The 24478-nt window shown below is 62.1% G+C and carries 21 protein-coding genes; 10 read left to right on the plus strand and 11 right to left on the minus strand.

Annotated elements, in window-relative coordinates; genetic code table 11:
- Positions 1–201: 201 nt before the first annotated feature.
- A complete protein-coding gene (locus G7048_RS18765; protein WP_166069609.1) occupies positions 202–726 on the plus strand; it encodes a LapA family protein in 525 nt (174 codons plus the stop codon).
- Positions 727–818: 92 nt separating this feature from the next.
- On the opposite strand, the gene G7048_RS18770 is transcribed toward G7048_RS18765, so the two are convergent.
- Entirely contained in the window at positions 819–1124 is a 306-nt protein-coding gene (locus tag G7048_RS18770) for a c-type cytochrome (protein WP_166069610.1), read from the minus strand.
- A 198-nt stretch (positions 1125–1322) separates the two neighbouring features.
- Here G7048_RS18770 and G7048_RS18775 point away from each other — a divergent pair, with 198 nt between their 5' ends.
- Both G7048_RS18775 and ilvD read left to right on the plus strand, forming a co-directional pair.
- A complete protein-coding gene (locus G7048_RS18775; RefSeq protein WP_166069611.1) occupies positions 1323–1559 on the plus strand; it encodes a TIGR04438 family Trp-rich protein in 237 nt (78 codons plus the stop codon).
- Positions 1560–1928: 369 nt separating this feature from the next.
- Positions 1929–3797 carry a dihydroxy-acid dehydratase gene (ilvD, locus tag G7048_RS18780; protein ID WP_166069612.1) on the plus strand — a complete coding sequence of 623 codons (1869 nt, stop codon included), beginning with the start codon at positions 1929–1931 and terminating at the stop codon, positions 3795–3797.
- A gap of 213 nt (positions 3798–4010) precedes the next feature.
- Here the strand turns inward: ilvD and G7048_RS18785 are convergent, their stop codons facing one another.
- From G7048_RS18785 to G7048_RS18795, 3 genes are all read right to left on the minus strand, one after another.
- On the minus strand, positions 4011–5570 hold the full coding sequence (locus G7048_RS18785; protein WP_166069613.1) for an Ig-like domain-containing protein: 1560 nt from the start codon (positions 5568–5570) through the stop codon (positions 4011–4013).
- A 53-nt stretch (positions 5571–5623) separates the two neighbouring features.
- Complete coding sequence (locus tag G7048_RS18790) at positions 5624–7087, minus strand: Ig-like domain-containing protein (RefSeq protein WP_166069614.1); 1464 nt, start codon at positions 7085–7087, stop codon at positions 5624–5626.
- 282 nt (positions 7088–7369) lie between these two features.
- Positions 7370–8296 (minus strand): pirin family protein, encoded by a 927-nt coding sequence (locus G7048_RS18795; RefSeq protein ID WP_166069615.1) that lies wholly within the window; start codon positions 8294–8296, stop codon positions 7370–7372.
- A 230-nt stretch (positions 8297–8526) separates the two neighbouring features.
- Here G7048_RS18795 and G7048_RS18800 point away from each other — a divergent pair, with 230 nt between their 5' ends.
- Positions 8527–10020 carry a cytochrome P450 gene (locus G7048_RS18800; RefSeq protein WP_240933030.1) on the plus strand — a complete coding sequence of 498 codons (1494 nt, stop codon included), beginning with the start codon at positions 8527–8529 and terminating at the stop codon, positions 10018–10020.
- 18 nt (positions 10021–10038) lie between these two features.
- On the opposite strand, the gene bfr is transcribed toward G7048_RS18800, so the two are convergent.
- The 3 genes from bfr to G7048_RS18815 form a co-directional block, all read right to left on the minus strand.
- A complete protein-coding gene (gene bfr, locus G7048_RS18805; protein WP_166069616.1) occupies positions 10039–10527 on the minus strand; it encodes a bacterioferritin in 489 nt (162 codons plus the stop codon).
- Between the two features lie 82 nt (positions 10528–10609).
- Positions 10610–11803, minus strand: coding sequence for an MFS transporter (locus G7048_RS18810; RefSeq protein WP_205750292.1), 1194 nt, complete (start codon positions 11801–11803; stop codon positions 10610–10612).
- A 117-nt stretch (positions 11804–11920) separates the two neighbouring features.
- A complete protein-coding gene (locus G7048_RS18815) occupies positions 11921–12961 on the minus strand; it encodes a GlxA family transcriptional regulator (protein WP_166069617.1) in 1041 nt (346 codons plus the stop codon).
- Between the two features lie 143 nt (positions 12962–13104).
- On the opposite strand from G7048_RS18815, the gene lgt reads away from it, so the two are divergent.
- The 3 genes from lgt (at position 13105) to G7048_RS18830 (ending at position 16628) form a co-directional block, all read left to right on the plus strand.
- Positions 13105–13929, plus strand: a complete 825-nt coding sequence (gene lgt, locus G7048_RS18820) for a prolipoprotein diacylglyceryl transferase (RefSeq protein WP_166071056.1) — start codon at positions 13105–13107, stop codon at positions 13927–13929.
- Between the two features lie 619 nt (positions 13930–14548).
- Entirely contained in the window at positions 14549–15475 is a 927-nt protein-coding gene (locus tag G7048_RS18825; RefSeq protein WP_166069618.1) for a UDP-2,3-diacylglucosamine diphosphatase, read from the plus strand.
- Positions 15447–16628 (plus strand): glycosyltransferase, encoded by a 1182-nt coding sequence (locus G7048_RS18830; protein WP_240933031.1) that lies wholly within the window; start codon positions 15447–15449, stop codon positions 16626–16628. Before G7048_RS18825 ends, G7048_RS18830 begins: the two co-directional genes overlap by 29 nt.
- A gap of 43 nt (positions 16629–16671) precedes the next feature.
- On the opposite strand, the gene G7048_RS18835 is transcribed toward G7048_RS18830, so the two are convergent.
- The 3 genes from G7048_RS18835 to G7048_RS18845 are packed head-to-tail and all read right to left on the minus strand — an operon-like array spanning position 16672 to position 20428.
- Entirely contained in the window at positions 16672–17658 is a 987-nt protein-coding gene (locus tag G7048_RS18835; protein ID WP_166069620.1) for an ABC transporter substrate-binding protein, read from the minus strand.
- 31 nt (positions 17659–17689) lie between these two features.
- On the minus strand, positions 17690–19336 hold the full coding sequence (locus tag G7048_RS18840) for an iron ABC transporter permease (protein WP_166069621.1): 1647 nt from the start codon (positions 19334–19336) through the stop codon (positions 17690–17692).
- Positions 19337–19351: 15 nt separating this feature from the next.
- Positions 19352–20428, minus strand: coding sequence for an ABC transporter ATP-binding protein (locus tag G7048_RS18845; RefSeq protein WP_166069622.1), 1077 nt, complete (start codon positions 20426–20428; stop codon positions 19352–19354).
- Between the two features lie 157 nt (positions 20429–20585).
- Between G7048_RS18845 and G7048_RS18850 the strand changes: the two genes are divergently transcribed.
- Complete coding sequence (locus G7048_RS18850) at positions 20586–21491, plus strand: LysR substrate-binding domain-containing protein (RefSeq protein ID WP_166069623.1); 906 nt, start codon at positions 20586–20588, stop codon at positions 21489–21491.
- Positions 21488–22219, plus strand: coding sequence for a phosphoserine phosphatase SerB (gene serB / locus G7048_RS18855; RefSeq protein ID WP_240933032.1), 732 nt, complete (start codon positions 21488–21490; stop codon positions 22217–22219). The genes G7048_RS18850 and serB overlap by 4 nt, the downstream gene beginning before the upstream one ends.
- Positions 22220–22240: 21 nt before the next feature.
- Here serB and hpnC read toward each other — a convergent pair whose 3' ends face one another.
- Positions 22241–23095 (minus strand): squalene synthase HpnC, encoded by an 855-nt coding sequence (hpnC, locus tag G7048_RS18860; RefSeq protein WP_240933033.1) that lies wholly within the window; start codon positions 23093–23095, stop codon positions 22241–22243.
- Positions 23096–23227: 132 nt separating this feature from the next.
- On the opposite strand from hpnC, the gene G7048_RS18865 reads away from it, so the two are divergent.
- Positions 23228–24466 carry an efflux RND transporter periplasmic adaptor subunit gene (locus tag G7048_RS18865; protein WP_166071059.1) on the plus strand — a complete coding sequence of 413 codons (1239 nt, stop codon included), beginning with the start codon at positions 23228–23230 and terminating at the stop codon, positions 24464–24466.
- Positions 24467–24478: the final 12 nt, after the last annotated feature.

The following is a 24478-nucleotide window of genomic DNA, read 5'->3' on the forward strand; positions in this document are numbered from 1 at the left end:
CGGTAGTCGAATGAAAGCCCGCAGTTTCACGACTGCGGGCTTTTCTCATTCTGAGCGCTGGTATTTGTATAGCTTTGTCAAAAATCTGTAGGACTTGGCCGTAAATCTCGGGCAATTCCACAGTCGGTGCTTGGCATCGGATACAAACAAGGTTTCCCATACCTGTTTGTCGAAACTCTGCTTCGAGGGAGTTTGCTTTCCATGAATATCAGAACCATCATTCTTTTGCTGATTTCCATCGCCATTGCGGCTCTGGCCGTTTTGAACTGGAACACGCTGATCACACCAACCACCGTCTCGCTCGGCGTGACGGACATCGAAGCGCCGCTGGGCGCGATCATGCTGGGCCTGACGATTCTGCTGAGTGTGTTCTTTCTGGCCTACGTGCTCACGCTGCACGGCTCGGTGTTGTTGGAGACGCGCCGCCACGTCAAGGACATGAACGCCCAGCGTGATCTGGCAGACAAGGCCGAGATGTCGCGCTTCACCGAACTGCGCCAGTTTCTGGAAACCCAGCAGCGCCAGTCGCAGGACCTGTTCAACGCCCGCATGGACGCGATGGAAGCCCGCGTGACGGCCCGCACCGCCGAGTCCGAGAACGTGACCGCAGCCTTCATGGGCCAGTTGGAGGACCAACTGCGTGGCCGGGCATCCTCAGCCTCCGGGGTCCAGCGGGTGGCCGATGTGGACGTGGGCGCATTCAAGCCCTCCGGCGAGCGTTTCTGACAACCGACATCACCCGGTTCCTCCCATGAAAAACGCCGCGCTGCAGAGATTGCAGCGCGGCGTTTTTGTTGGGATTTTTGAAGGAGCGATGCTTACTTCAGGGTCAGCACCCAGTCAGCCAGCTTCTTGGCATCGGCGTCGTTCACCTGGGCGTTGGCAGGCATGGGCACGGGGCCCCACACGCCGGAGCCGCCCTTGATGATCTTGCCAGCCAGCGTTTCGGATGCGCCGGCCTTGCCTGCGTACTTGGCGGCCACTTCCTTGAAAGCAGGGCCCACCAGCTTCTTGTCCACTGCGTGGCAGGCCATGCAGTTCTTCGAGGTGGCAAGAGCCTGGTCAGCGAAGGCTGGGGCTGCCACTGCGAGCGTCATTGCGAGTGTGATCAGGGAGCGCTTCATCTTCTTTTCCTATCTTCCGTGGGTTACAGTTACTGGTACTTAATGCGATTGTAGTGATCGGGGTTGACCGGAAACGATGATCCGGTTCAAGAATTTCCGGTTTGCGCGTCGGATCAGTTTTTACTTATCCGGCGCAATCCACCGCCGTCACATCGCAGCATTCGAACAATTCAACAAGGCATTTTGGAGGAATCAACCGTGTACACATTGGGTTTGGGGATTCTGCTGGTTCTGCTCAAGTATCTGGAAGTCGGCCCGGTGGCCAATTGGTCCTGGTGGGTGGTTCTTTCTCCATTTGCTGTCACGGCGATCTGGTGGACCTGGGCGGATGCATCCGGTTACAGCAAGCGCAAGGCCATGGAAAAGATGGACAAGCGCCGTCAAGACCGTATCGACCGCGCCAAGCAGGCGATTGGCCGCAGCGACCGTCGCTGAATTCCGGTTGAGCAAGGCTTTGTGCATGGGCGCATATTGCGTGCGCGCATCGTCAATGCCGATGTCGCGCACGTAAAGCCGCTGCAAACACCTGTCACTGAAATCTTTCACAGCAGAAGTCTCGCATCTCCTATGGCGAGGGTAGGGCTAAGCCCTGTCGGCTGATGAGGCGCGGGGGCTGCGGGATAATGGCGGAGTTCTGTCCGGAGCGCCGCCGCAGGAGCCCAAAAGGCTTCCCAACCCAGCGAATCGGGCACATGACCCGGTTTACCCTGCGGGCCCCCGAAGCTTTTTTGATAAATTGGCAGCCCCGCTTGGGTGACTGCCCAAAAGAGTGTTTCTGTTTCCGTTTCCTATTCAGTAACCACGATGCCCGCATACCGTTCCAAAACATCCACCGCCGGTCGCAACATGGCTGGTGCCCGCTCGCTGTGGCGCGCCACCGGCATGAAAGATGACGACTTCTCCAAGCCGATCGTCGCGGTGGTCAACTCGTTCACCCAGTTCGTGCCCGGCCACGTTCACCTGAAGGATCTGGGCCAGCTCGTCGCGCGCGAGATCGAAGCCGCTGGCGGCGTCGCCAAGGAATTCAACACCATCGCCGTGGACGACGGCATCGCCATGGGCCACGATGGCATGCTGTATTCGCTGCCCAGCCGCGAAATCATTGCCGACTCGGTCGAGTACATGGTGAACGCGCACTGCGCCGACGCGATGGTCTGCATCAGCAACTGCGACAAAATCACCCCCGGCATGCTGATGGCCGCCATGCGCCTGAACATTCCGGTCGTGTTCGTCTCGGGTGGCCCGATGGAGGCCGGCAAGGTCAAGCTGGCCGTGCCCGGTGTTGATGGCGTGAAAACCATCCAGATCAAGAAGCTCGACCTGATCGACGCCATGGTGATGGCCGCCGACGACAAGGTGAGCGATGCAGAGGTGGCCGAAGTGGAGCGCTCCGCTTGCCCGACCTGCGGTTCGTGCTCGGGCATGTTCACCGCCAACTCCATGAACTGCCTGGCCGAAGCGCTGGGCCTGGCGCTGCCGGGCAACGGCACCGTGGTGGCCACGCACTCGGACCGTGAACAGCTGTTCAAGCGCGCCGGTCGTCTGGCCGTGGAACTGTGCAAGCGCTACTACGAACAGGAAGACGCGAGCATCCTGCCGCGCTCGGTGGGCTTCAAGGCGTTCGAGAACGCCATCACGCTCGACATCGCGATGGGCGGCTCCACCAACACCATCCTGCACTTGCTGGCGATTGCGCAAGAAGCCGAAATCGACTTCGGCATGACCGACATCGACCGCCTCTCGCGCACCGTGCCGCAGCTGTGCAAGGTGGCTCCCAACACCAACAAATACCACATCGAAGACGTGCACCGCGCAGGCGGCATCATGGCCATCCTTGGTGAACTCGATCGCGCAGGCAAGCTGCACACCGATGTGCCCACCGTGCACGCCAAGACCATGAAGGACGCGCTCGCGCAGTGGGACATCACCCGCACCACTGACGAAGCCGTCAAGACCTTCTACATGGCGGGTCCTGCCGGTATCCCCACGCAAGTGGCGTTCAGCCAGAGCACCCGTTGGCCCAGCCTCGATCTGGATCGCGCCGAAGGCTGCATCCGCTCGTATGACCACGCTTTCTCCAAGGAAGGCGGCTTGGCCGTGCTCAAGGGCAATATCGCGCTCGACGGCTGCGTGGTGAAGACGGCGGGCGTGGATGACTCCATCCTCGTGTTCGAAGGCCCGGCGCACGTCGTCGAGTCGCAGGACGAAGCCGTGGAGAACATCCTGGCCGACAAGGTCAAGGCGGGCGACGTGGTCGTCGTGCGCTACGAAGGCCCCAAGGGCGGCCCCGGCATGCAGGAAATGCTGTACCCGACCAGCTACATCAAGTCCAAGGGCTTGGGCAAGGCCTGCGCGCTGCTCACCGACGGTCGTTTCTCGGGCGGCACATCGGGCCTGTCGATCGGCCACTGCTCGCCCGAAGCGGCCGCTGGCGGCAACATTGGCCTCGTGCGCAACGGCGACAAGATCCGCATCGACATCCCCAACCGTACCATCGACGTGCTGGTGAGCGACGAAGAACTCGCCCGCCGCCGCGAAGAGCAGAACGCCAAGGGCTGGAAGCCCAGCAAGCCACGCCCACGCAAGGTGTCCACCGCGCTCAAGGCCTACGCCAAGCTGGTGACCTCTGCCGACAAGGGCGCGGTGCGCGACACGTCGCTGCTGGACGATTGAGCGCGCCTCATGCCTCGATGACCAAGCCGCTCCTCGTGAGCGGCTTTTTCTTGGGCTCCGTATCCGCATTGCAGCGGCGCGTGCTGTGAGGGATGCCTCTTTCACACTCGTGGACAACACGGAATGAGCGATGTCCGGGTTTGGTCGAGTGCAATGAAAAACGCACCCCGGCAGCAAGCCATGGGTGCGTTTTTGTTGGACGGCTTTATCGCTTTATGGTTTGCGGCGACGCAAATTCCGCATGCCCCATGCCGCCATCAGCGTGACCATCAGGCCGCCAAACAAACTGCCGCCCACGGGGACTGGTGTGGGAGCTGCGGTGCTGCCGTTCACGGTAACGGTCACGTTCGCGGTTTCCTTCACTCCGCCCGCTGACACGGTATAGGTGAACTGGGCAGTGCCCGTGTAGTCCTTGTCGGGCGTGAAGATCACCGTGTTGTCCGCCTGAACCGTGACAGTGCCATTGGTTACGGTGATCGGCGTGCCGACTGTCACGGCCTGCCCATTGATTTCCGAAATGACCCGGGCGGGATTTTCGAAACTGTCGTTGGCCAGCACAGGAATCGTCACGGGCGTGTTCAGCGGCGTGGTGCGAGCGTCGTCGGTGACATCGACGACAGGCGTCACGGGGATGGGGACAGTCTGCGGTGCGGCTCCGTTGTCCGGCGTGATAGTGACCGATGCGGGGCCGTTGTAGTCCGGCGTGTTGGTGAAGGTCAAACCACTCAGGGCAGCGTTCACCTGTGCGGGTGTGCCGGTGATCGTGATGGTGCTGGTGCCGTTGCCTGTCACGGTCGCACCGCCGGTGGAGACGGTGGCAGTCCCATTCGTCACCGTGACTGTCGTGGTGACTGTCGCTCCCGCAGGCGGAATCGTGACGCCAGTGACGGGGACTGGTGTGTCTTCCGGAGTGCTGGCAGGTGCTGCCGGAACATGCGGGGTGATCGTGATGTCGAGCGTGGACGTGTCCACTCCGCCATGCCCGTCGCTGACCGTGTAGGTTGCTTGCGGAACGGCACCTGTGTAAGTGACCAAAGGCGTGAACACATAGCTGCCATCGGCATTGATCAGCAACGTTCCGACGCCCGGGAGTGTGGCCGTGTCGCCCGGGTTGTATGGCGTACCGCCAACGACGAAGCCGGTGATGCTCAACGGGTCGTTCTGTGGGTCGGTCGCATTGCTCAGCACGTTCTTGCTGATGGGAGTGCCCTGCGGCGTGGTCTCCACTTCGTTGCCATCGATGGGCGGATCGTTGTTGGCCATCGTGATGGTGAGCGTCGAGGTGTCGAGCCCGCCATTGCCATCGGTCACCGTATAGGTGGAAACCGGAACGGGACCGACGTAGTTGGCGGCAGGCGTGAACACGTAGCTGCCATCGGCGTTGATCTGCAGCGTGCCAACGCCTGCAATGTTGGCGGTTTGACCTGCAGCGTAGACCGTCGTGTCACCGGGAAGCTGGAACCAGAGAATGCTGAGAATGTCGCCCGTGTCCGGGTCGCTCGCACCGTTGAGAACACCATTGGCTGCGCTCACGGTCAACGTGGCGTTCTTGTAGGCCGTATTCGTGTCGTCGGGGTCCACGGGAGGATTGTTGACGAGGGGCTGAACCGCCAATTGCACCCCTGAGACCTGCTGAGCGTTGGTGTAGATGACGGTCTTGTGATGCACGAGCACGCCATCGACGGCTTGATTCGTGAAGACTTCGTAGGCCACCTTGGGGCCTGTGTTGTGGTTTGGTGCCGCCCCATAGATGGTGATGGTGTCGTTCGCCACGGTGGTTGTGGATCGGACGATGCGCTGAATGCCGTAGAGTGCAGACGCATTCGTCAGCGGGTCATTGGTCTGGTCCAGGTAGATGCTGGGAATGATCCAGTCAAATCCTGCTGCTGCCCCTTTGGCCGTGAAGGAGACGACTTCGGTGCCAACCTGTTTGCTGTTGACATGGGTGGGAGGTGTTGTGGGGGGGCGACGAGCGTAGACAGCCGTGCCACGGTTTTTTTGGCAAAAGCCATCTCGAAATCGAAGCTGGGGCCCAGCGGGCCGAAGGATGGGTTGGTTCCCCATTCGCCATAGTCCATCATGGAGGTTGCTGCTGCCAAGCTGGGTTGCAACCAGCCTCCGCCGGGGTTGTTGGTGCTGAGACCGCGAATCGTGACCGGCACGATGTTCACGCCGTCGATGTCCTTGGTGTACGTTCCCCCGGCCAGCGAAAGATTATTGGGCGTGGAGATGTTGACGTAATTGGCCACCCCCGCTCTTGCTTCTGCCTCGTCAATGATTCCATCCCCACTGGTGTCGGCCTTCATCGCCTGCGACGCATCGGGTGCATTGATGTCGGCTGTGCCACTGACTCTGGTGACCGGCAGCATGGTCAACCACAGGCTGGAGTTGGTCGTGTAAGGCGAGGTGTCTGTTGCGGTATAGGCAATCTCGGGGATGGGGCCGAGATAGTTGGCGGCAGGCTTGAAGGTGTAGGCACCAGTGGACGCCAGATTGAATACGCCGACGCCTGCGATGGGAAAGTCGGTGCCGACGGTACCTGCCACTCCGCCGACCGTGAACGCTGTGACCGCCAATCCGGGGCCGGGATTGAGGTCGTTGCTCAGGACGTTGCCGGAGGCGGTCTGATTTTGCGTCACTCCATTAAAGTCGTTGAGTGCCACTTTGCGTTGATTGGCAGTGGTTGCGGCAACAGAAATGCTCGCTGTGGCTGTCGCAAGCGGCGTCGCGGTGGCATCGAAAACGGCAGGCAAACCCGGATTGAAGACCTCGATTTTCAGTACGTCGCTGCCGTTGTAGTAGATGTTGGGCGTGTAGACGAGATTCGTCAGCGCAGTATTGATTGCAGCAAAAGTGCCTTGGACAGTGATGGAGTCGATATTTGTGCTGGGCCCATGATTGAGCATAGGTCCGACGGGTGCGTTCGTCGCGGCGTCAAACAAAGTCCCCCCAGCCGCCGCCAGACCCGCTGTGGTACTGAGGTACACCGCACCATGGGTCACAGAAAGTCTGACCTTGAACGTCGAAGTTGAATCGGCGGGGGATGACGCCACCAGTTGAATGAAACTGGCGAAATTCAACTGCGTTCGCGTAGCGTTGGTGAGTGCCAGATTTTCGTTGACCGTCTGTGTGCCAGCCGGGATTGAGATGGTGGGCGCAGCAAACGCTGTTGAGCAAAGCCCTGCTGCAGTCAGAAAAATCGAGCCGGAAATCAGGCGCGCAACAACATGTTGGGCAAAAGGCGGCGGCAGCATGAAGTCTCCCAAAACTTGAAAATCAGATTCGGACACAAGCGAACATGCGCCGCGTTGGAGCGCATGTCAGCCCAGAGGAATGGACAACTGAACCAGTCGAACAGGCTGCGTGACGTTGTTGTTTTTTTCGGGCTTATCTTTGCAATTCATTTTTTGCACGATAGGGAGCGTCTGGATCACAGCTATTTCTGCATCGTTGCATCGTTTTGATGAATGCAATTGTTAAAACTTGTTAATACTGATGAAAAGCCGCGAGTAATAGAGAAAAGGGCACCGAAGTGCCCTTGATATGCTCAATTGATAACTGAGTTGACTGCTTCAATTCGCCGGAGCATGCGCCGGGTCCGACGCTTCGACCAGCGCTGATGGCGCTTGGGATGCCGCCATCCGCCCAAACTCCCCACTGCGCATGTCCTCCATCGCCTGAACGATTTCGGTCTGTGTGTTCATCACGAACGGACCGTAGCCGACCACAGGCTCGTCGATCGGCTCGCCTGCGAGCCACAGCAGGGTCACGTCGTTGTTGGCCTCCAGCGTCACGGTGTCGCCTTCGCGTTCCATGCGCACGAGTTGGCCTTCGCGGACGATTTCCTCGCCGTTGACCAGCAGCGTGCCGCGCAGCACCACCAGCGCCAGCGTGTGGCCGGAGACGGTGGGCAGTTCGGCTGTGGCACCTGCGTTCAGTCGCACGTCCCATACGTTGATGGGCGTGAAGGTGCGGGCAGGGCCCTTGCCTCCATCGAAGTCACCGGCAATCACGCGCACGCGGCCTGCGCCGTTGGGCAGATCGACGCTCGGGATGTCCTTGTTCAGCAGGTTCTGATAGCCGGGCGCGGCGCTCTTGTCCTTGGCGGGCAGGTTCACCCAGAGCTGCACCATTTCCAGCATGCCGCCGGTCTGGGTGAAGGCTTCGGAGTGGAACTCTTCGTGCAGGATGCCGGACGCGGCCGTCATCCACTGCACGTCGCCGGGGCCGATGGTGCCGCCTGCGCCGGTGGAGTCGCGGTGCGCCACTTCGCCTTCGTAGACGATGGTGACGGTCTCGAATCCACGGTGCGGATGCACGCCGACGCCGCGTGGCTTGTTGGCGGGGTCAAAGCGTTGCGGACCGGCATGGTCGAGCAGCAGGAACGGGCTCAGCGAGCGGCCGTGGTCGTTGTAGCTGAACAGCGAACGCACGGGAAAGCCGTTGCCCACCCAATGGCGGGCAGGGGCTTCGTGGACACCCAGTACTTTCTTCAGCATGACGTTTCTCCTTGGCGGGGCGCTCCTGTTTGATCGGAGCACCGTTGAACATGTTCATAGTATGGGGATGAAACAATGCGCTGAGTAGTGGGCGAAATTCAGCTTCAACGTTCTGTTTCTGGAACAATGAATGAAGCATGCAGGACCACCCCACCTGCGTGGGATTGCCGGAGTCGGGGAGTGCGGTGTACTGTGGGCATATTTCTGCATCGGCATTCGGAGAAATGGCAATGGTTCGCACGGAGAACGACTCGGCAGTGAACGGGGGCTGTCCCATGGCGGGGCGCTCGGCTGCGGAGCCTGCGTCCCGTCCGCAGGGCGCTTGGCCGCCCGGTCCCAGGGTCTGGCTGACCGGCTGGGGCTTGCTGCACCAGATGTCGGGCGATCCGCTCGGGCAGTTTCGGCGCTGGCATGCACAGTTCGGCGATCTGGTGCATCTGCACATCCGGCCACAGCATCTGGTGCTGGTAATGCATCCGTCGCTGGCGCGCGAGTTGCTGGTGAATCACCATGATCAACTGACGCGCTGGGAGCGTGCGCGTTCGGTGTTTGCGCAGATGCATGGCAACAGCGTGCTGGTGGCCGAGGGCGAGGACTGGAAACGCAAACGCAAGGCGCTGAATCCGGCCTTCAGTCCTGCGGCTGTGCAGTCGCTTTTGCCGAGCATGGCGGCCGTCACGCAGGAGGCTTTGCAGCGTTGGCCCAAGGCGAATGCGGGCGAGCAGCGCTGGCCGGTGGAAGAGGAACTCACGGCGCTCACCATGGACGTCATCGCGCGGGTGATGTTCTCGTGCGCGATGGGCGAGGAGTCGCGGCAGGCCCAGCATGATCTGCGCGTGATCACCGAGGCCGCGAATCGCGAGTTCTATATTCCGTCGCGGTTTTTTCCGTCTTGGCTACCGAGCCAGATGCGCAAGCGGCAAGCGATCGGGCAGCTCAATGCCTTCATCGACAAGCACATCGAGGCGCGGCTGCGCGTGGCTGATTCGGAATGGCCCGATGACCTGCTCGCGCGTCTGCTGCATCTGCATCGTTCGGCTCCCGATGCGTGGCCGATTTCTGCGGTGCATGAGGAATGCACGACGGCGTTTCAGGCCGGACATGAAACCGTGGCGTCGACGCTCACCTGGTGGACCTGGTGCATGGCCAGCAATCCGCATTGGCAAGAGCGCATCGCGCAGGAGGTGCGCAGCATCTTGCCGGATGCGCGGTCGCTGGAAGGCTTGAAAGACGAGTCGCAATGGCAGTCGTTGTTGTCCGCGATGCCGTTGCTCGGCGCAAGCATTCAGGAAAGCATGCGCCTTTATCCCGCCGCGCCCATGCTGATGAGCCGCGTGAATCAGCAGCCGATTGCGCTGGGCGGATATGTGTTTCCGGCAGGCACGCAGTTCATGATTCCGCTGCATGTGGGGCAGAAGGATGAGCGCTGGTTTGCGCAGCCCGAAGCCTTCAATCCCGAGCGGTTTCTGTCGTCAGATGGTGAGGCGAGCGAACTGTCCAGAGCACCGCGCGGCGCGTGGATGGCTTTCGGCACCGGGCCGCGCGTCTGTCTGGGTCAGCATCTGGCGACGGCGGAGATGAGTCTGGTGGCTGCGCTGCTGCTGCAGCGTTGGCGGCTGACTGCGCCGGAGGGAATGCGCGCGCCCGTGCCGCTCCTGCATGTGACGCTGCGGCCGCAAAAGCCGCAAAAGCCGCTGGAGCTGTCGATCTCGGCGCGCGACTGAAAGCTTGAAAGCCCGAAATCAGGCGTCGGCGGACGACGAAGGCGCGGATTGAGTCTGCAGATAGTTCTGCAGGCCGATCTGGTCGATCAGGCGGATCTGCTTTTCCAGCCAGTAGGCGTGGTCCATTTCGGTGTCGCCCAGTTGCGCGAGCAGGATGTCGCGGCTGACGTAGTCGCGGTGGGTTTCGCACAGCGCCATCGCGTCCTTCAAGTTGGCGCGCACGGTGTATTCGGTGTCCAGATCCTTCTTGAGCATCTCGACCACGGTGTCGCCGGGCTCGAACGCGTGGGGGCGCATGTCGGGCTTGCCGTTCAGCATCAGAATGCGGCGCAGGATGGCGTCGGCGTGCGCGGTTTCCTCTTCCATCTCGTGGCTGATGCGCTCGTACAGACGCACAAAGCCCTGATCTTCGTAGTTGCGCGAGTGGATGAAGTACTGGTCGCGGGCGGCAAGCTCGCCGCGCAGCAGTTCCTTCAGGCTTTCGATGACTTCAGGCTGGCCTTGCATGGTCGGATTCTTTCTTTTTTGGATTTCGTATGGCCTGAAGTATCGCGCGCTTTGCCGCTCGCCTGCAAATCGAGCTGGCAATTCACAGAGCCTGCTGGGCAGCCTGATTCTTAGTCGCATTCATCGGCCTGCTCAGCCACCATGCCACCGCCAGCAGCACGACGAGCGCGAAGATGTTGATCGCCTGCCAACCCAGCGTCTGCATGAGCGCGCCGCAACTGAACGACATGATGGCCGCGACCGCGCTGTTGGTCCACTCCATCATCGGCTGCGCGGTGGAGCGTTCTTCGGCCGAATGGGCGAGCGTGAGCAGGGTCGTGCCCGCCAGCAGCATGAGATTCCAGCCCGCGCCCAGCAGCAGCGAGCTGACCAGAAACAGCGTGGCCGACAGGCCGCTCAACGCGATAGCGGAACTCGCTGCGAGCAGCAGCGCACCGATCCATGCCACCGGTCTGGCACCCCAGCGATCAACCAGCGAGCCCGCCACCAGCGACGGCAGAAACATGCCCAGCACATGCCACTGGATCACATGCGTGGAGGTACCGAGCGCATGGCCGTGATCGTGCATGGCCAGCGGCGTGGCGTTCATCACCAGAATCATCAGACCATGCCCGCAAGCCGTGATGCACAAAGCCTGACGCACAGCGGGGCGCGACCAGAGTTCTTTGCGCAGCGCTTTGCTTGAAGCGGCTTTGCCGGGCTGTGCCGATTCGCTGGACGGCAGCCAGTTCAACAGAACCAAGGCGCACAGCGACAGCACCGCGATGAAGACATAGGCTCCTGCCATCGGCGTGGCAAGCCAGTTCACGGCATGCAGTGCGGCGCTGGGGGCGAGCAGGGCAGCGGCGATTCCGCCCGCCACCACCCACGCGGCGGCGCGGCCCTTGTGCAGGGTGTCCACGCCATCGAGCGCAGCAAAGCGGTAAAAGCCCGCCGATGCCTGATAAGCGCCAAGCAGCAGCATCGATCCGCAGAACAGCCAGTAGCTTTGCGCATGCACGGCAAACGCTGCCAGCAGTCCCGCTGCAATGCCGAACACCGCGCCCCGCTGCAGTCCGCGACGTCGGCCGGATTGTTGCATCCAGCGCGCGAGCGCACCCACGGCCAGCAGATTGCCGAGCACCAGCAGGGCGAGCGGCAAGGTCGCCAGCAGCGGCGAGGGTGCAAGGCGCTGGCCGACCAGAGCCGTCAGCGCAATGCCGATGATCGAGCAGGACCAGTACAGGGCCTGCGCCGCGCTGAGCACGGCAAGTTGGGGATAGCGACGCAGCATCATGATGGAAGGACTCCTCTCGAAAACGGATGGCGCAGGAACGCCCGGCCGCTGCTCTGATGGAGCCAGCGGGCGAAGGTTGCGAATAAAAAAGTGGAAGGCCGGACTTCAGCCCGTACTTCAGCCCGTGCCGAATCGCTCGGCAAAGGCCTGCGGGCTCACGGCCAGATGCTTGTGAAAACTGCGGCGCAGGTTCTCTGGATGGCCAAAGCCGCACAGCCGCGCGACGGTCGACACGGATGCTTGCTGTTGCCCGAGCAGCGCAGAAGCCGCTTCGACGCGCACCCGCTCCACGTATTTCGCGGGCGTCGTTCCCAACTCTTTCTGGAACACGCGCGCCAATGTGCGCGGCGGCAGGCAGGCTTGTTCGGCAAGCCGGTCCACACTCAGGTCGGTACCGATCTGGCCGGGTATCCAGTCAAGCAGCGTCGCCAGACGCGGCGCATGCGTGGTCTCCGCCGCAAGCAGCGGGCTGAACTGCGCCTGTCCACCGGGTCTGCGCATGAACATCACCAATTGCCGCGCCACGGCCAGCGCAGTGGCGCGGCCCAGATCGGCCTCGACCAAAGCCAGCGCAAGGTCGATGCCCGCCGTCACGCCCGCTGAGGTGAACAGATGGCTGTAGACAGGGTGATCGGCGTCGAAGGTGTGCAGCCTGTCGCTGTCCACCACGATGTCCGGATTCATCTCGCGCAGTTGATCCACGCGGCACCAGTGCGTGGTCGCCGCGCATCCATCCAGCAACCCGGCCCGTGCGAGCACCAAGGCACCGGAACACACGGAGCCCAGACGCATCACCTGCGGCTCGATGCGCTGCAGCCACGCGCGCAGCGCTTCATCGTGCTGGACCACGTTGATGCCATCACCGCCCGGAATCAGCACCGTGCAGTTGGTGGGCAAGGTCAGATCACGCCAACCGGCTTCGGCCAGCATCTTGAGTCCGCTTGACGTGTTCACGACGCCCGCCTTTTTTGCGACCAACTGCGGCAGATACCAAGGCTTCAAGCCTTGCTTGATCCGCACATCATTGGCCGTCGCAAACACCTGCAGCGGTCCGGCGATGTCGAGGCTCATCGCATTGTCATATCCCACGCAGACCACGAGATGGCCCTCGCTGGCGCGACGTGCTTTGTTGGCGGCGGTGGAAGATTTCCTTGGCATGGATGCAAGTGTGCGCGCGTTCTGGCGTGGCAGCAAGGACATTGATCGCACAAATTCTGCCACTCTCGCAAATGATTCCATTCGAGCGCGCAAACCCGTTTGTCTCCGTGCGGACAGACGCATGCGGCAAAATGCCGCCCATCATGCTGATGTACCCGCATATCAATCCCGTCGCCCTGCAACTCGGCCCGCTCGCCATCCACTGGTATGGCATCACCTACCTGGTGGCGTTTGGCCTGTTCATGTTCCTTGGCACCCGCCGTCTCAAGCACGAGCCCTATGCGTCGATGACAGGCAACCGCGCCTGGACGCGCAAGGACGTCGAAGACATCCTGTTCCTTGGCGTCGTCGGCGTCGTTGTCGGCGGGCGACTCGGCTACTGCCTGTTCTACAAACCAGGCCACTACCTGTCGCACCCGCTGGAAATCTTTTTTGTCTGGCAAGGCGGCATGAGCTTTCACGGCGGCATGCTGGGCGTGATCGCTTCGATGATCTGGTTCGCCCATTCCCGCAAGCGTCCATGGCTGGAAGTGACCGACTTCATCGCACCCTGCGTTCCAACGGGCCTGGCGGCTGGTCGCATCGGCAACTTCATCAACGGCGAACTCTGGGGCCGTTTCTCCAGCCCCGATCTGCCATGGGGCATGGTGTTCCCCCAAAGCGGCTCCATGCTGCCGCGCCATCCATCGCAGATCTATCAGTTTCTGATGGAAGGTCTGCTGCTGTTCGTGCTGCTGTGGCTGTACGCGCGCAAGCCCCGCAAACTGGGCGAGGTGTCGGCCGCGTTCCTCGTGGGGTATGGCGTGTTCCGATTCATCGCGGAGTACTTCCGCGAGCCGGATGATTTTCTGGGCATTCTGTCCATGGGGCTGAGCATGGGGCAGTGGTTGTGTTTGCCTATGATTTTGGCGGGGGCTGCCATGTGGGGATGGGCGCATAGGCAACGTGGCGCGGTTGCTGCGCGCTGAGTGGTCTTTTTTTGCTCCTGCTGGGGGTTTGTTTACGGAGGCCGGGAGTTCCGCTCGGCGGCGGAGTAACTTTTCGCTGGCGCGCGAAAAGTCACCAAAAGCGCGCTTTTGAATACCCACGATAGCACTCACTTTGCGCCGTAGGCGCTCCGTTCGGGCAACTATCGTGAGTCAGACCAAAACTGGGGAGGGCGCTGCTGCACTCTGCGGTGCAGCAGCGGAGGCGCGAGTATCGCGACGAAATGAGTTTCTTCACCGCACCTATGCCCAGGCATCTCGCGACGTCGCGAGATGCAGCACGAGCAACGCGAAGTGCCGTGACACACCTCTTATGAAACCACTGACTCGCGGCGGTTGCCCGAACGGAGAGCCCTTCGGGGCTCGCTGTGAGTTCTGCCGCGTGCCCCCGAATTCAAAGCGATTTTTGGTGACTTTTTGGCGCAAGCAAAAAATTACTGCCCAGCCGGGGGCAGTCCCGGCACCCGTAAGAAAACCCCTGACAGGAGCAAAAAACGAACCTTACACGCCCCAAAAGGGGAAAAGGCAAGTGCCAGATAGTCACGAAACTGCCCCATATCCGTCACGAGCCTGACTCGTCAGCCCCCCAACATGCAGGCTCATGAAACGCGATGACGCCCTGCTGAACGCTTTTATCCAAACCCCTCCAGCGGAGGACGTGCCGCCCGACTTGGTCGACGACATGCTCGATGCGTCCAGACCCCCCAAGCGGTATCGAACGCTGTGGATCTCCGATCTGCATCTGGGCACGCCCGGTTGTCAGGCCAAGGCGTTGCTCGATTTTCTCAAGCACACGGAATGCGAGACGCTGTTTCTCGTGGGCGACATCATCGATGGCTGGCAATTGCGCCGTCAGTGGTACTGGCCACAGGCGCACAACGATGTCGTGCAGAAGCTGCTGCGCAAGGCGCGCAAGGGCACGCGGGTGATCTTCATTCCGGGCAACCATGACGAGTTTGCTCGGCGTTATCTGCAGCTTGATTTTGGCGGCGTGCATGTGGCCGAAGACTGGATTCACGAAACGGCGGACGGTCGCAAGCTGTGGGTGATTCATGGTGATCTGTTCGATGGCGTGATCCAGTGTGCCAAGTGGCTGGCTTATGTGGGCGACTCGCTCTATGAATTCACGCTCAAGCTCAACCGCCATCTCAACTCGATGCGCGCACGCATGGGGCTGCCTTACTGGTCGCTCTCCAAGTACCTGAAGCTCAAGGTCAAGCGTGCCGTCAACTATGTGGGTGATTTTGAAAACGCCGTCGCGCGAGAGGCCGGAAAGCGCGGTTTGCAGGGCGTTATCTGCGGCCATATTCACCATGCCGAGATGCGCGATATCGATGGCATTCTGTATGCCAACGATGGCGACTGGGTGGAGAGCCTGACGGCGCTTGCCGAGCATGCGGATGGCACGTTGGAAATCATTCAGTGGGCCGATGAAATGAAGTCTGCAACGTCGGTGCGCAAGAGCCAGACGACGACTGCGGGGGAGGTGATGAATGAAGATGAATCTGCAACAGTCTCCACGGTCTGACATGCCGGTGATCGAACTGGTGTACTTCAATGCGGGCGGGGGCCATCGTGCTTCGTCGTTGGCGCTGGAATCGGCGATTGCACGCGCAGGTTTGGATTGGCAGGTCAAGCGCACGCATCTGTTCGAGGTGCTTGATCCCAACGCGCGTTTTCGTCACTGGACGGGCATGGAGCCCGAAGATGTCTACAACAAGCGACTGGCGCGCGGTTGGACGCTGGGACTGTCGCAGGAGTTGCGGGTGCTGCAGCAGATGATCCGCTTTGGTCATCGCTCGCTGGTGCAGTCGCTTACCAGGCATTGGAGCGAAACGGCCCCGGCGATGGTTGTGTCGCTGATTCCCAATTTCAACCGCGCGATGGCGGATGCGCTCGCAGTCGCGCAACCTGCCAGTCCGTTCGTCACCGTGATGACCGATCTGGCCGATTGCCCGCCGCGCTTCTGGACCGAGCCGCAGACGCAGCAGATTCTGGTGTGCGGCTCGCCTTACGCATTGGCGCAGGCGCGTGCGTCAGGCATTGCACCGCACCGAGCCTGGGGCGTATCGGGCATGTTGTTGGGCGAGCAGTTCCATCAGGTTCAACCATTGGATCGCGACAGGGAGCGGGCGGCTTTGGGGCTCGATCCATCCAAGCCCGTGGGGCTGATTCTGTTTGGCTCCGAAGGCTCCAAGGCCATGTTGCCGATGGCCCAGCGTTTGAGCGGCACGCAGCTCATCGTCGCCTGTGGCCGCAATGCGGCGCTTGCCACGGCCATGCGTGCGATGAAGCGCAACGCGCCGACCGTGGTGCTCGATTACACACGCGAGATGGCGCGTTATATGCAGCTTGCGGATTTCTTCATCGGCAAACCGGGCAGCGGAAGTTTGAGCGAAGCCGTGCACATGGGCCTGCCGCCCATCGTGGTGCGCAATGCCTTCACCATGCCGCAGGAGCGTTATTGCACAGACTGGGTGCGCGACAACAAGCTCGGCCTGGTGCTGCCGAGCTACAAGCGCATTGACCTTGCTGTGGACAAGCTGCTGCGGCAATTGGATCAGCACAAGCGCGCCACGCTTCGTGTGCAGAGCAAGGCGGCAGAGCAGGTGCCGCAGGTGCTGGCGCAGATACTGGAAAGCAGCCAGCGCATGGGCATCGGCATGAAAAAAGCGGCTTGAACCGCAGTTCAGCCGCTTCTTTTGCAAACCCGATTTCAGCGGATCAGCGTGCCTTGCTTACTGCGATATTCCACAGCGCGACGAGCTGTTCGTATTCAGCCGAAGCGGCGTCCTGGTTCAGCGGGAAGATCTTGATCGACTTCAGATCGGGCAGCGTCGTGAGCTTGGAGACCTGGATGTCGGTGCGTGTCGGGCGGCGGAAATTCTTGGTGAGTTCGGCCTCCTGCACTTCCTTGCTCATGAGCGCGTTGTACAGCGTCTTGGCGGCGTCCATGTTCTTCGCGCCCTTCACGATGAACATGCCTTCGGGCGCGAGGTAGCTGCCTTCGCTGGGGTAGACCAGTTTGATTTCCTTTTGGCCGCCTGCCACGTATTCCTGCGCGGCGTATTCAATCGTCAGGCCCACGGCGTACTCACCCGAGGCCACGCCCTTGTAGGTGGTGCCGGACGACGAGGTGACCACCGCGTTGGCGGCGATCTTTTCCAAGCCGTCCTTGCCGAATTGCTTGAGCAGGCCGTAGACCAGCATGTAGGCCGTGGCGCTCTTGCTCGGATCGGTGATCGCGAACTTGCCCTTCCATTCGGGCTTCATCAGGTCGGACCAGGTCTTGGGCGCGGCGTTGCCCTTGAGCTGGCGCTCGTTGACCATCATGACCATGACGTGCACGTTCGTGCCGACCCACAGATCATTCGGGCCGCGGAACTCGGGCGGAATGCTTTCCAGGCCCGGGCCCTTGTAGGGCTGCAGCAGGTCCTTGTATGCGCCGAGCGTGCCGAAGCCGCCGCTCCACAGCACATCGCCGCGCGGGTTCTTGGCTTCGGCCTGAATGCGCTTCATGAGCGAGCCCGTGCCGCCGGTGACCTGCTGCACCTTGAGGTTGGGCGCGCTCTTCTTCACCACGTCGAGCGCGGTTTCGATGGTCTCGGTGTTGTTGGACGAGTACAGCACCACGGTCTGCGCGTGGGCCATGGTGGCCACGAGACCGATGGCGGCGAAGGTGGTCTGGATGAGGGCTTTTTTGAGTTTCATGGTCTCGCTCCTGGTGTGAAAAAAATAGGGCTTACTTGCTTGAAAAGAGGTTGATGCGGAAGACTTTGATCGACACAAAGATCGGCACCAGAATCACCGTGACCAGCGCTGCGCCGTAGGCCGATGCGAGGCCCAGACGACCGCCGTCCACTTGTCGGAAGATCGCGATCGGCATGGTTTCCAGACCGCCGCTGTAGACCACCACGGAGGCGGACAACTCGGAGATGGTCGTGACCCACATGAGGATGGCCGCCGAGATCAGCGAGGCTTTCATCGCGGGCAGGATCACCTTGAAGAAGGTCATCAGCGGCGACACGCCGAGGCTGATCGATGCCTCTTCGATGGACTCGGGGATGTTGAACAGCGTCGACGTCGCATTGCGCACCGCGAACGGCAGTCGGCGCACGGCGTAGGCCAGCACCATGATGCCCGAGGTGCCCGCGAGCACCAGCCAGCCGGTGTTGAAGGTCTGCACCAGTGCGATGCCGAGCACCGTGCCGGAGATGGTCAGCGGCAGCACGACGATGTAGTCGAGCAGTTGCGTGGCGGCGTTGCGCTTCTTGATGGTCAGATAGCTCACCAGCACCGCAAAGGCGACGCCGACGACGGTCGCAATCGACGAGAACTGCAGCGAGTTGATGATGGGCTCGGGCGCATGGCGAATCGCGCGCGTGAGGCTGTCGAGCGACCACGAGCCCCATTGCATGACCGGTCCGCTGGTGGCAGTGAAAGCGGCGATGAACACCACGATCAGCGGCAGCAGCGACGCCAGAATGACGATGCCGACCGTGCTGGTGAACAGCGCCGATGCCCATGATTTCACGCGCTCCGGCGCGGGTGCGCGGCCTTGCGTCATCGTGTAGATCTTGCGTTCGACGACGCGCTTTTGCACGAACAGCACGATGGCGACGATGACGATGGAGACCACCGACATCGCGCTTTGCAGGGCAGGGCTGCCGCCCATTTCGCTCACGAAGGTGTTGTACGTCATCACCGAGAGCAGCGGTACGCGGCTGCCCAGCAGCATCGACAGCGCGAAGTTGCCGACCACCAGCGTGAACACGACGAGCGCGTTCACCAGCACCGCAGGCAGCATCACCGGCACCAGCACGCGCCACTTGGTGACGAGCGGCGATGTGCCGAGACTCAGGCCTGCTTCTTCGAGCGATCCGTCAAAGCCGCGCAGGGCGGCCAGCACGCCGAGATAGATGTAGGTGTAGTACACCAGCGTCATCGAGAAGACCATGCCCGTCCAGCCGTAGAACGAGGGCAGTTCGATGCCGCGATCGGCGAAGAAATTGGTGACGATGCCGTTGTTGCCCAGCACCAGCAGCCACGATTGGCCGACGATGATTTCGGGAATCACGATGGTGAGAATCGGCAGCACAGCCACCAGATTCTTGAGCGGAAACTCGTAGCGCGCGACCATGTACGCGAACGGCACGCCGATGAGCACGGTGCACAGAGTGACGCTGAATCCGAGGATCAGCGTGTTCCAGAAAGCCTTCACGTATTCGCTGTCCTGCAGCAGTTGCACAAAGGCTTGCAGCGAGAAGCTGCCTTCGTCATTGAGCACGCTGTTGCTGAACAGCGTGGCGAGCGGATACAGCACGAAGAAGCCCAGCAGCACGAGGCAGATGAGCGTCAGAAACCCCCAGGGCCACCATTTGATTTTCATGATGCAGCTCCTGAATCAGGCCGCCACGACGCGGCAGTCGATGGGCACGAGCACCTGCACCTTGTCGCCCGCGTGGAAGTCGGCCACGGTGTTGCCCGCATGCAGTTCCACGCGGATTTCGGGGCCTGCGTCGAGCTGGATGCGGTAGGCCGTTTTGAAGCCCAGGTACTGGCGACGGATCACCTGACCGAGCACGGCGTTGGGCACATGCGGTGCGGGCGACATGAGCGAGAGATCTTCGGGGCGCGCAATCAGCACGCCCTTGGCGCCGACTTGCTGGCCGTTGTCGGTCACGCCGTCGAGCGTGCGGCCCGCGAGTTCGTAGCGCACATGCGACGGGGTGGCCGACGCCACGGTCTGCGTGCTCACCGGCAGCACGTTGGCCGAGCCGATGAAGTCCGCCACGTAGGAATTGACGGGCGTGCCGTAGAGTTCTTCCGGCGTGCCGAGCTGCGCGATGCGGCCGCGATCCATGATGGCGATGCGGTCGGACATGGCGAGCGCCTCTTCCTGATCGTGCGTGACGAAGACCGTGGTGATGCCCGCTTCGCGCACCAGATCGAGAATCACGTCGCGCATCTGCAGGCGCATCTTGGCGTCGAGGTTGGACAGCGGCTCGTCCATCAGCAGCACGCGCGGGCGAATCACCAGTGCGCGGGCAAGGGCCACGCGCTGGCGCTGGCCGCCGCTCATCTGCGCGGGGTAGCGGTCGGCGAGCTGACCGAGGCCCACTTTTTCGAGCGCCTCGGTCACGCGGCGGGTGATCTCGGGCTTGGCGACCTTGCGGGCGCGCAGGCCATAGGCCACGTTGTCGAAGGCCGTCTTGTCGGGGAAGAGGGCGTAGTCCTGGAACACCATGCCGATGTCGCGGTGGTGGGTGGACACGCGGGTCACGTCGTCCTTGTCGAACAGCAGCTTGCCCGCATCGGGTTCGTAGAAGCCCGCAATGCAGCGCAGCAGCGTGGTCTTGCCGCAGCCGCTGGGGCCGAGCAGCGTGTAGAACGCGCCGTCGGGAATATGCAGGGAAAGGTTCTGCAGCACGGTGTTGCCGCTGAACTGTTTGACGATGCCGTCGATGGTGATGGATGCCATGTGTCTAACCAACTGTTCTCGGGATGGGTCCCGCGAATCGATGATAGGAAGGCATGCCCTGATGGGCCAGCGCTAATTTTTAAGGGTTGCCGTTAGTTTTTCTTATGGCTTGGTCAACTAAGATGGTTTGATTGCAATCAAATTGTCACATTCGTGAATGGTCAAACGCACGCTGCCACCGCTCAAAGCGCTTCGAGCCTTCGAAGCGGCGGCGCGCCATGCCAATTTCACGGCGGCTGCCGATGAGTTGAGCATCACCCACAGCGCGGTGAGCCAGCAGATCCGTCTGCTGGAGGAATATCTGGACGGCCCGCTGTTCGCGCGCGAGGCGCGCGGCGTGGTGCTGCTGCCGCACGCACGCGAGTATTTTCTGGAGGTGCAGGCCTGCCTCGACCGCATCTCGACCGCCACGCAGACCGTCAAGTCGCCGCACGCGCCGCGCATTCTGCGGGTGTGCACCACGCCGTCGCTCGCGATGAAGTGGCTGATTCCGCGTCTGGCCGATTTTCAGGACTGGGCACCGCGCGTCGATGTGCAGCTTGCCACGGTGAACAGCCGCTTCATCGAACAGGCCGATGCGTCCAACGATGTGGTGGTGATGCGCTGGCCGCTACAGCGTGCCGAGCACACCTGTGTGCGTTTTCTCGATGACTATCTGCTGCCGGTGGCTTCGCCGCGCTTCATCAAGAAGCACGGGGTGAAAAAGCCTGCGGACTGCCTCGGCTTGCCGCTGTTGCAAGTGAGCGGTTGCATGGCCGACTGGCCGCACTGGTTTGGCCTCACGGGGCTGGCCGTGCCCAAGCAGTTGCCGGGGCCGGTGTTCGATCACCACTTCCTGAGCGCGCAGGCGGCGATGAACGATCTGGGCATTGCGCTTGCGCCGTGGTGTCTGGTGGAAGAAGACATTCAAAGCGGGCGCTTGCAGCCGCTGTTCGATCAGCCCCGGCTGACCGGCGCGGGGCTGTATGCGCTCTACAAGACCGAGAACCCGGTGGCCGAGACCGCGCGCCGGTTTGTCGATTGGCTGGGCAGCGCTGCGGCGCAAAAAGGTGGGCAGACGTGAGAGTTCAGAGTGATGCGCTTTGGGCGCAAGTGGCCGATGGCTTGCATGTGCGCGGCGTGAATCTGCCGCTCGCTTGGAGCGACTTTCGCGTGATCGCGTTCGACATGGATTCGACGCTGATCGCATCGGAGACCGTGAACGAACTGGCCGAACTCACCGGCAAGAAAGAGCAGATCGAAGCCATGACGCGCGCGGCCATGCAGGGCGCGAATGTCGAGTTTGCGCAGAACCTGCGTGCGCGGCTCGCGTTGCTCGAAGGCGTGCCCGAGAGCCTGCTGGCCAAGGTGCGCGACGAGCATATGCCGCTCACCGACGGCGTCGAGGCGCTGCTGGCGGCATGTCGTTCGCATGGCTTGCATGGCGTGGCGATCACGGGCGGGTTCACCTTTTTTGCGGACTCGCTGATAGCGCGATTGGGGCTCGATGAAATACACGCGAACGTGCTGGAGTTGAACGACGGCGTCTTCACCGGCAAGGTGCTGACGCAGCCTGGCAAGCCGTTTGTGGATGCCGAGGGAAAGCGTCAGCGGCTTGAGGAAGTGTGCGCGAGGCTGGGCGTTTCCATGCTGCAGGCGATTGCCGTGGGCGACGGTGCGAACGACGTGCCGATGCTCGCGGCTGCAGGGCTGGGCGTGGCGTTTGGCGGCAAGCCCGTGCTGCACGATGCGGCGAATGTGCGCATCGACAGCGGCGGGCTGGATCGGTTGCTTGAACTGTTTGCCGACTGATTGACTGACTGAGCGATCAGCTCACATCCACGCCGCGCGCCACAGCATCAACGGCGCATCCCACGGCCTGATGGTCGCACGCTGCGTGAGGCTGCCGCCGTTCTGCGCTTCCACCTTGTCGAGAATGCGCAGCCCGCCTTGCACGACCATGCGCAACTCCCAGCCGATGCGGCCCTTGAGCGTGTGGACCAGCGGCGCGCCGGACATCATCAGCGCGCGTGCGGTGGCGGCGTTGTGCATGACGAGGCGGTCGGTGTCGGCGCTGCGGTGCTGGCCCGCGATGGTCTTGCGCGTCACGTTGAAGCGCTCGCAGTCTTCGTCGGTCAGATAGTGACGGCCACGCGGCAGGTCCACGCTCAGGTCCTGCCAGAAATTGATGAGCTGCAGGGCAGAGCAGATCGCGTCGCTTTGTTCGAGCGAGCGCGCATCGTTCACGCCATACAGATGCAGCAGCAGCCGACCGACCGGGTTGGCCGAGCGGCGGCAGTAGTCCAGCAGTTCGCGCTGGTTCAAATACGTGCAGCCGTCGCGCGTGAAGACGATGTCCTGCATGAAGGCGTCGAGCAGATCGTCGAGCAACTGCACGGGCAGCTTGTGCTCGCGGATCTGCACCTGTAACGGGCCAAAGACCTTTTGCCAGCAGGGCTTTGGCGCATTTCCGGCGGCGATGTGTTGCAGTTCGGCACGGTACTCGGCCAGATCGTGCAGGCGCTGCTCGGGCAGCACGTCGCCCTCGTCGGCCAGATCGTCGGCCGTGCGGGCAAAGCCGTAGATGGCGGCAATCGGCTGGCGCAGATGGGGCGGGCACAGCCACGACGCCACGGGAAAGTTCTCGTAGTGCGTGACGGCTTCGGCCAAGGCTGGTGCAGAAGTCACCGTGGTTGCTGATGAGGAGGGAGGGTGCTGGTGCGGGTTCACCCCCCTATTGTGGAGCTTGACAGGCTGATAGCTCTTCTCATAGATTACTAACCAGTCAGTCATTAATTATTTTTGGATGCTGCCATGAGCATGTGCACCAGCGATTCCCCGGTTGGCGAGCCAAACCGGACCGATTTCACACCCCGGACACCCCTGTACGGGGTTTTTTCTTGGGTGCGTCCGCTCCCTCTGGCTATCTCGCTGATCGCTGCGACAGCGCTCGTGGGTTGCTCCCGCAAGGAGCCCGCGCCCGAGCCGATTCGTGCCGTCAAGCTGCTGACTGTCGGGGCTTCGCCGCTGCAGGCGCAGCTCGAATATTCGGCCGAGGTGCGCGCGCGTGTCGAATCGCGCATCGGCTTTCGCGTGCCGGGCAAGATCGTGCAGCGGCAGGCCGAACTGGGTCAGCATGTGAGCGCGGGCCAGGTGCTCGCGCAGCTCGATCCGCGCGACTACCAGCTCTCCGCACAGGCTGCGCAGGCGCAGGTGAACGCGGCCAAGACGCAGCGTGATCTGGCCTCGGCCGACTTCAAGCGCTACGAAAAGCTCAAGGAGCAAAGCTTCATCAGCGGCGCGGAACTGGAGCGCCGCGAGGCCTCGCTCAAGGCCGCGCAGGCATCGCTCGATCAGGCCAACGCGCAGCTTTCGTCGCAGGGCAATCAAGCCAGCTACACGCGCTTGGTGGCCGATGTGTCGGGCGTGGTCACCAGCATCGACGCCGAGCCGGGGCAGGTGGTTTCGGCGGGCACGCCGGTCGTTCGCATCGCACAGGATGGCTCGCGCGACGCGGTGTTCTCGGTGCCGGAAGACAAGGTTGCCCAACTGCGCGTGGGGCAGGAAGTGTCCGTGCGTCCGTGGGCGGAAGGCGCATCGCTCTCGGGCAAGGTGCGCGAAGTGGCGGCCAGTGCTGATCCGGTCACGCGCACGTTTCTGGTGAAGGTCGCCATCGAAGGCGCGCAAGTGCCGCCGCTCGGCGCAACGGTCTACGTCGCGCCCAAGGTGCTGGGCCGTGAAGGCATGGTGGCCATGTCGCTGCCGACCACGGCGCTGCGCCAGGAAGGCGGTCAGACGGCGGTCTGGGTGTATGACGCAGCAACCGGCACGGTCAAGTCGCAGGTGGTGCAGGTCGCCACGGCGGACGGCAATCAGGCGGTGATTGCGGCGGGTCTGCAGCCCGGCATGCAGGTGGTGTCGACCGGCGTGCATGTGCTGGCTCCGGGCCAGAAGGTCACCGTGTACAAGCAGAAGGGCACGGTGGAAAACGCTGCTGCTGCGCCTTCCGCAACTCCCGCCGCCGCACAGCCTGCAGCCTCCGCTGCAAGCGGCAACTGACGGATAGGGGCG

This window comes from Diaphorobacter sp. HDW4B, from assembly GCF_011305535.1.
Taxonomy (GTDB): domain Bacteria; phylum Pseudomonadota; class Gammaproteobacteria; order Burkholderiales; family Burkholderiaceae_C; genus Diaphorobacter_A.

What these genes read in the sequence shown, in the direction of transcription:
- G7048_RS18845 (WP_166069622.1), bottom strand. Translation starts at nt 20,428, where the DNA reads ATGGCATCCATCACCATCGACGGCATCGTCAAACAGTTCAGCGGCAAC.
- G7048_RS18835 (WP_166069620.1), bottom strand. Translation starts at nt 17,658, where the DNA reads ATGAAACTCAAAAAAGCCCTCATCCAGACCACCTTCGCCGCCATCGGT.
- G7048_RS18825 (WP_166069618.1), top strand. Translation starts at nt 14,549, where the DNA reads ATGAAACGCGATGACGCCCTGCTGAACGCTTTTATCCAAACCCCTCCA.
- G7048_RS18830 (WP_240933031.1), top strand. Translation starts at nt 15,447, where the DNA reads ATGAATCTGCAACAGTCTCCACGGTCTGACATGCCGGTGATCGAACTG.
- G7048_RS18815 (WP_166069617.1), bottom strand. Translation starts at nt 12,961, where the DNA reads ATGCCAAGGAAATCTTCCACCGCCGCCAACAAAGCACGTCGCGCCAGC.
- bfr (WP_166069616.1), bottom strand. Translation starts at nt 10,527, where the DNA reads ATGCAAGGCCAGCCTGAAGTCATCGAAAGCCTGAAGGAACTGCTGCGC.
- G7048_RS18865 (WP_166071059.1), top strand. Translation starts at nt 23,228, where the DNA reads ATGTGCACCAGCGATTCCCCGGTTGGCGAGCCAAACCGGACCGATTTC.
- G7048_RS18770 (WP_166069610.1), bottom strand. Translation starts at nt 1,124, where the DNA reads ATGAAGCGCTCCCTGATCACACTCGCAATGACGCTCGCAGTGGCAGCC.
- G7048_RS18795 (WP_166069615.1), bottom strand. Translation starts at nt 8,296, where the DNA reads ATGCTGAAGAAAGTACTGGGTGTCCACGAAGCCCCTGCCCGCCATTGG.
- ilvD (WP_166069612.1), top strand. Translation starts at nt 1,929, where the DNA reads ATGCCCGCATACCGTTCCAAAACATCCACCGCCGGTCGCAACATGGCT.
- G7048_RS18765 (WP_166069609.1), top strand. Translation starts at nt 202, where the DNA reads ATGAATATCAGAACCATCATTCTTTTGCTGATTTCCATCGCCATTGCG.
- G7048_RS18810 (WP_205750292.1), bottom strand. Translation starts at nt 11,803, where the DNA reads ATGATGCTGCGTCGCTATCCCCAACTTGCCGTGCTCAGCGCGGCGCAG.
- G7048_RS18850 (WP_166069623.1), top strand. Translation starts at nt 20,586, where the DNA reads ATGGTCAAACGCACGCTGCCACCGCTCAAAGCGCTTCGAGCCTTCGAA.
- G7048_RS18800 (WP_240933030.1), top strand. Translation starts at nt 8,527, where the DNA reads ATGGTTCGCACGGAGAACGACTCGGCAGTGAACGGGGGCTGTCCCATG.
- lgt (WP_166071056.1), top strand. Translation starts at nt 13,105, where the DNA reads ATGCTGATGTACCCGCATATCAATCCCGTCGCCCTGCAACTCGGCCCG.
- G7048_RS18840 (WP_166069621.1), bottom strand. Translation starts at nt 19,336, where the DNA reads ATGAAAATCAAATGGTGGCCCTGGGGGTTTCTGACGCTCATCTGCCTC.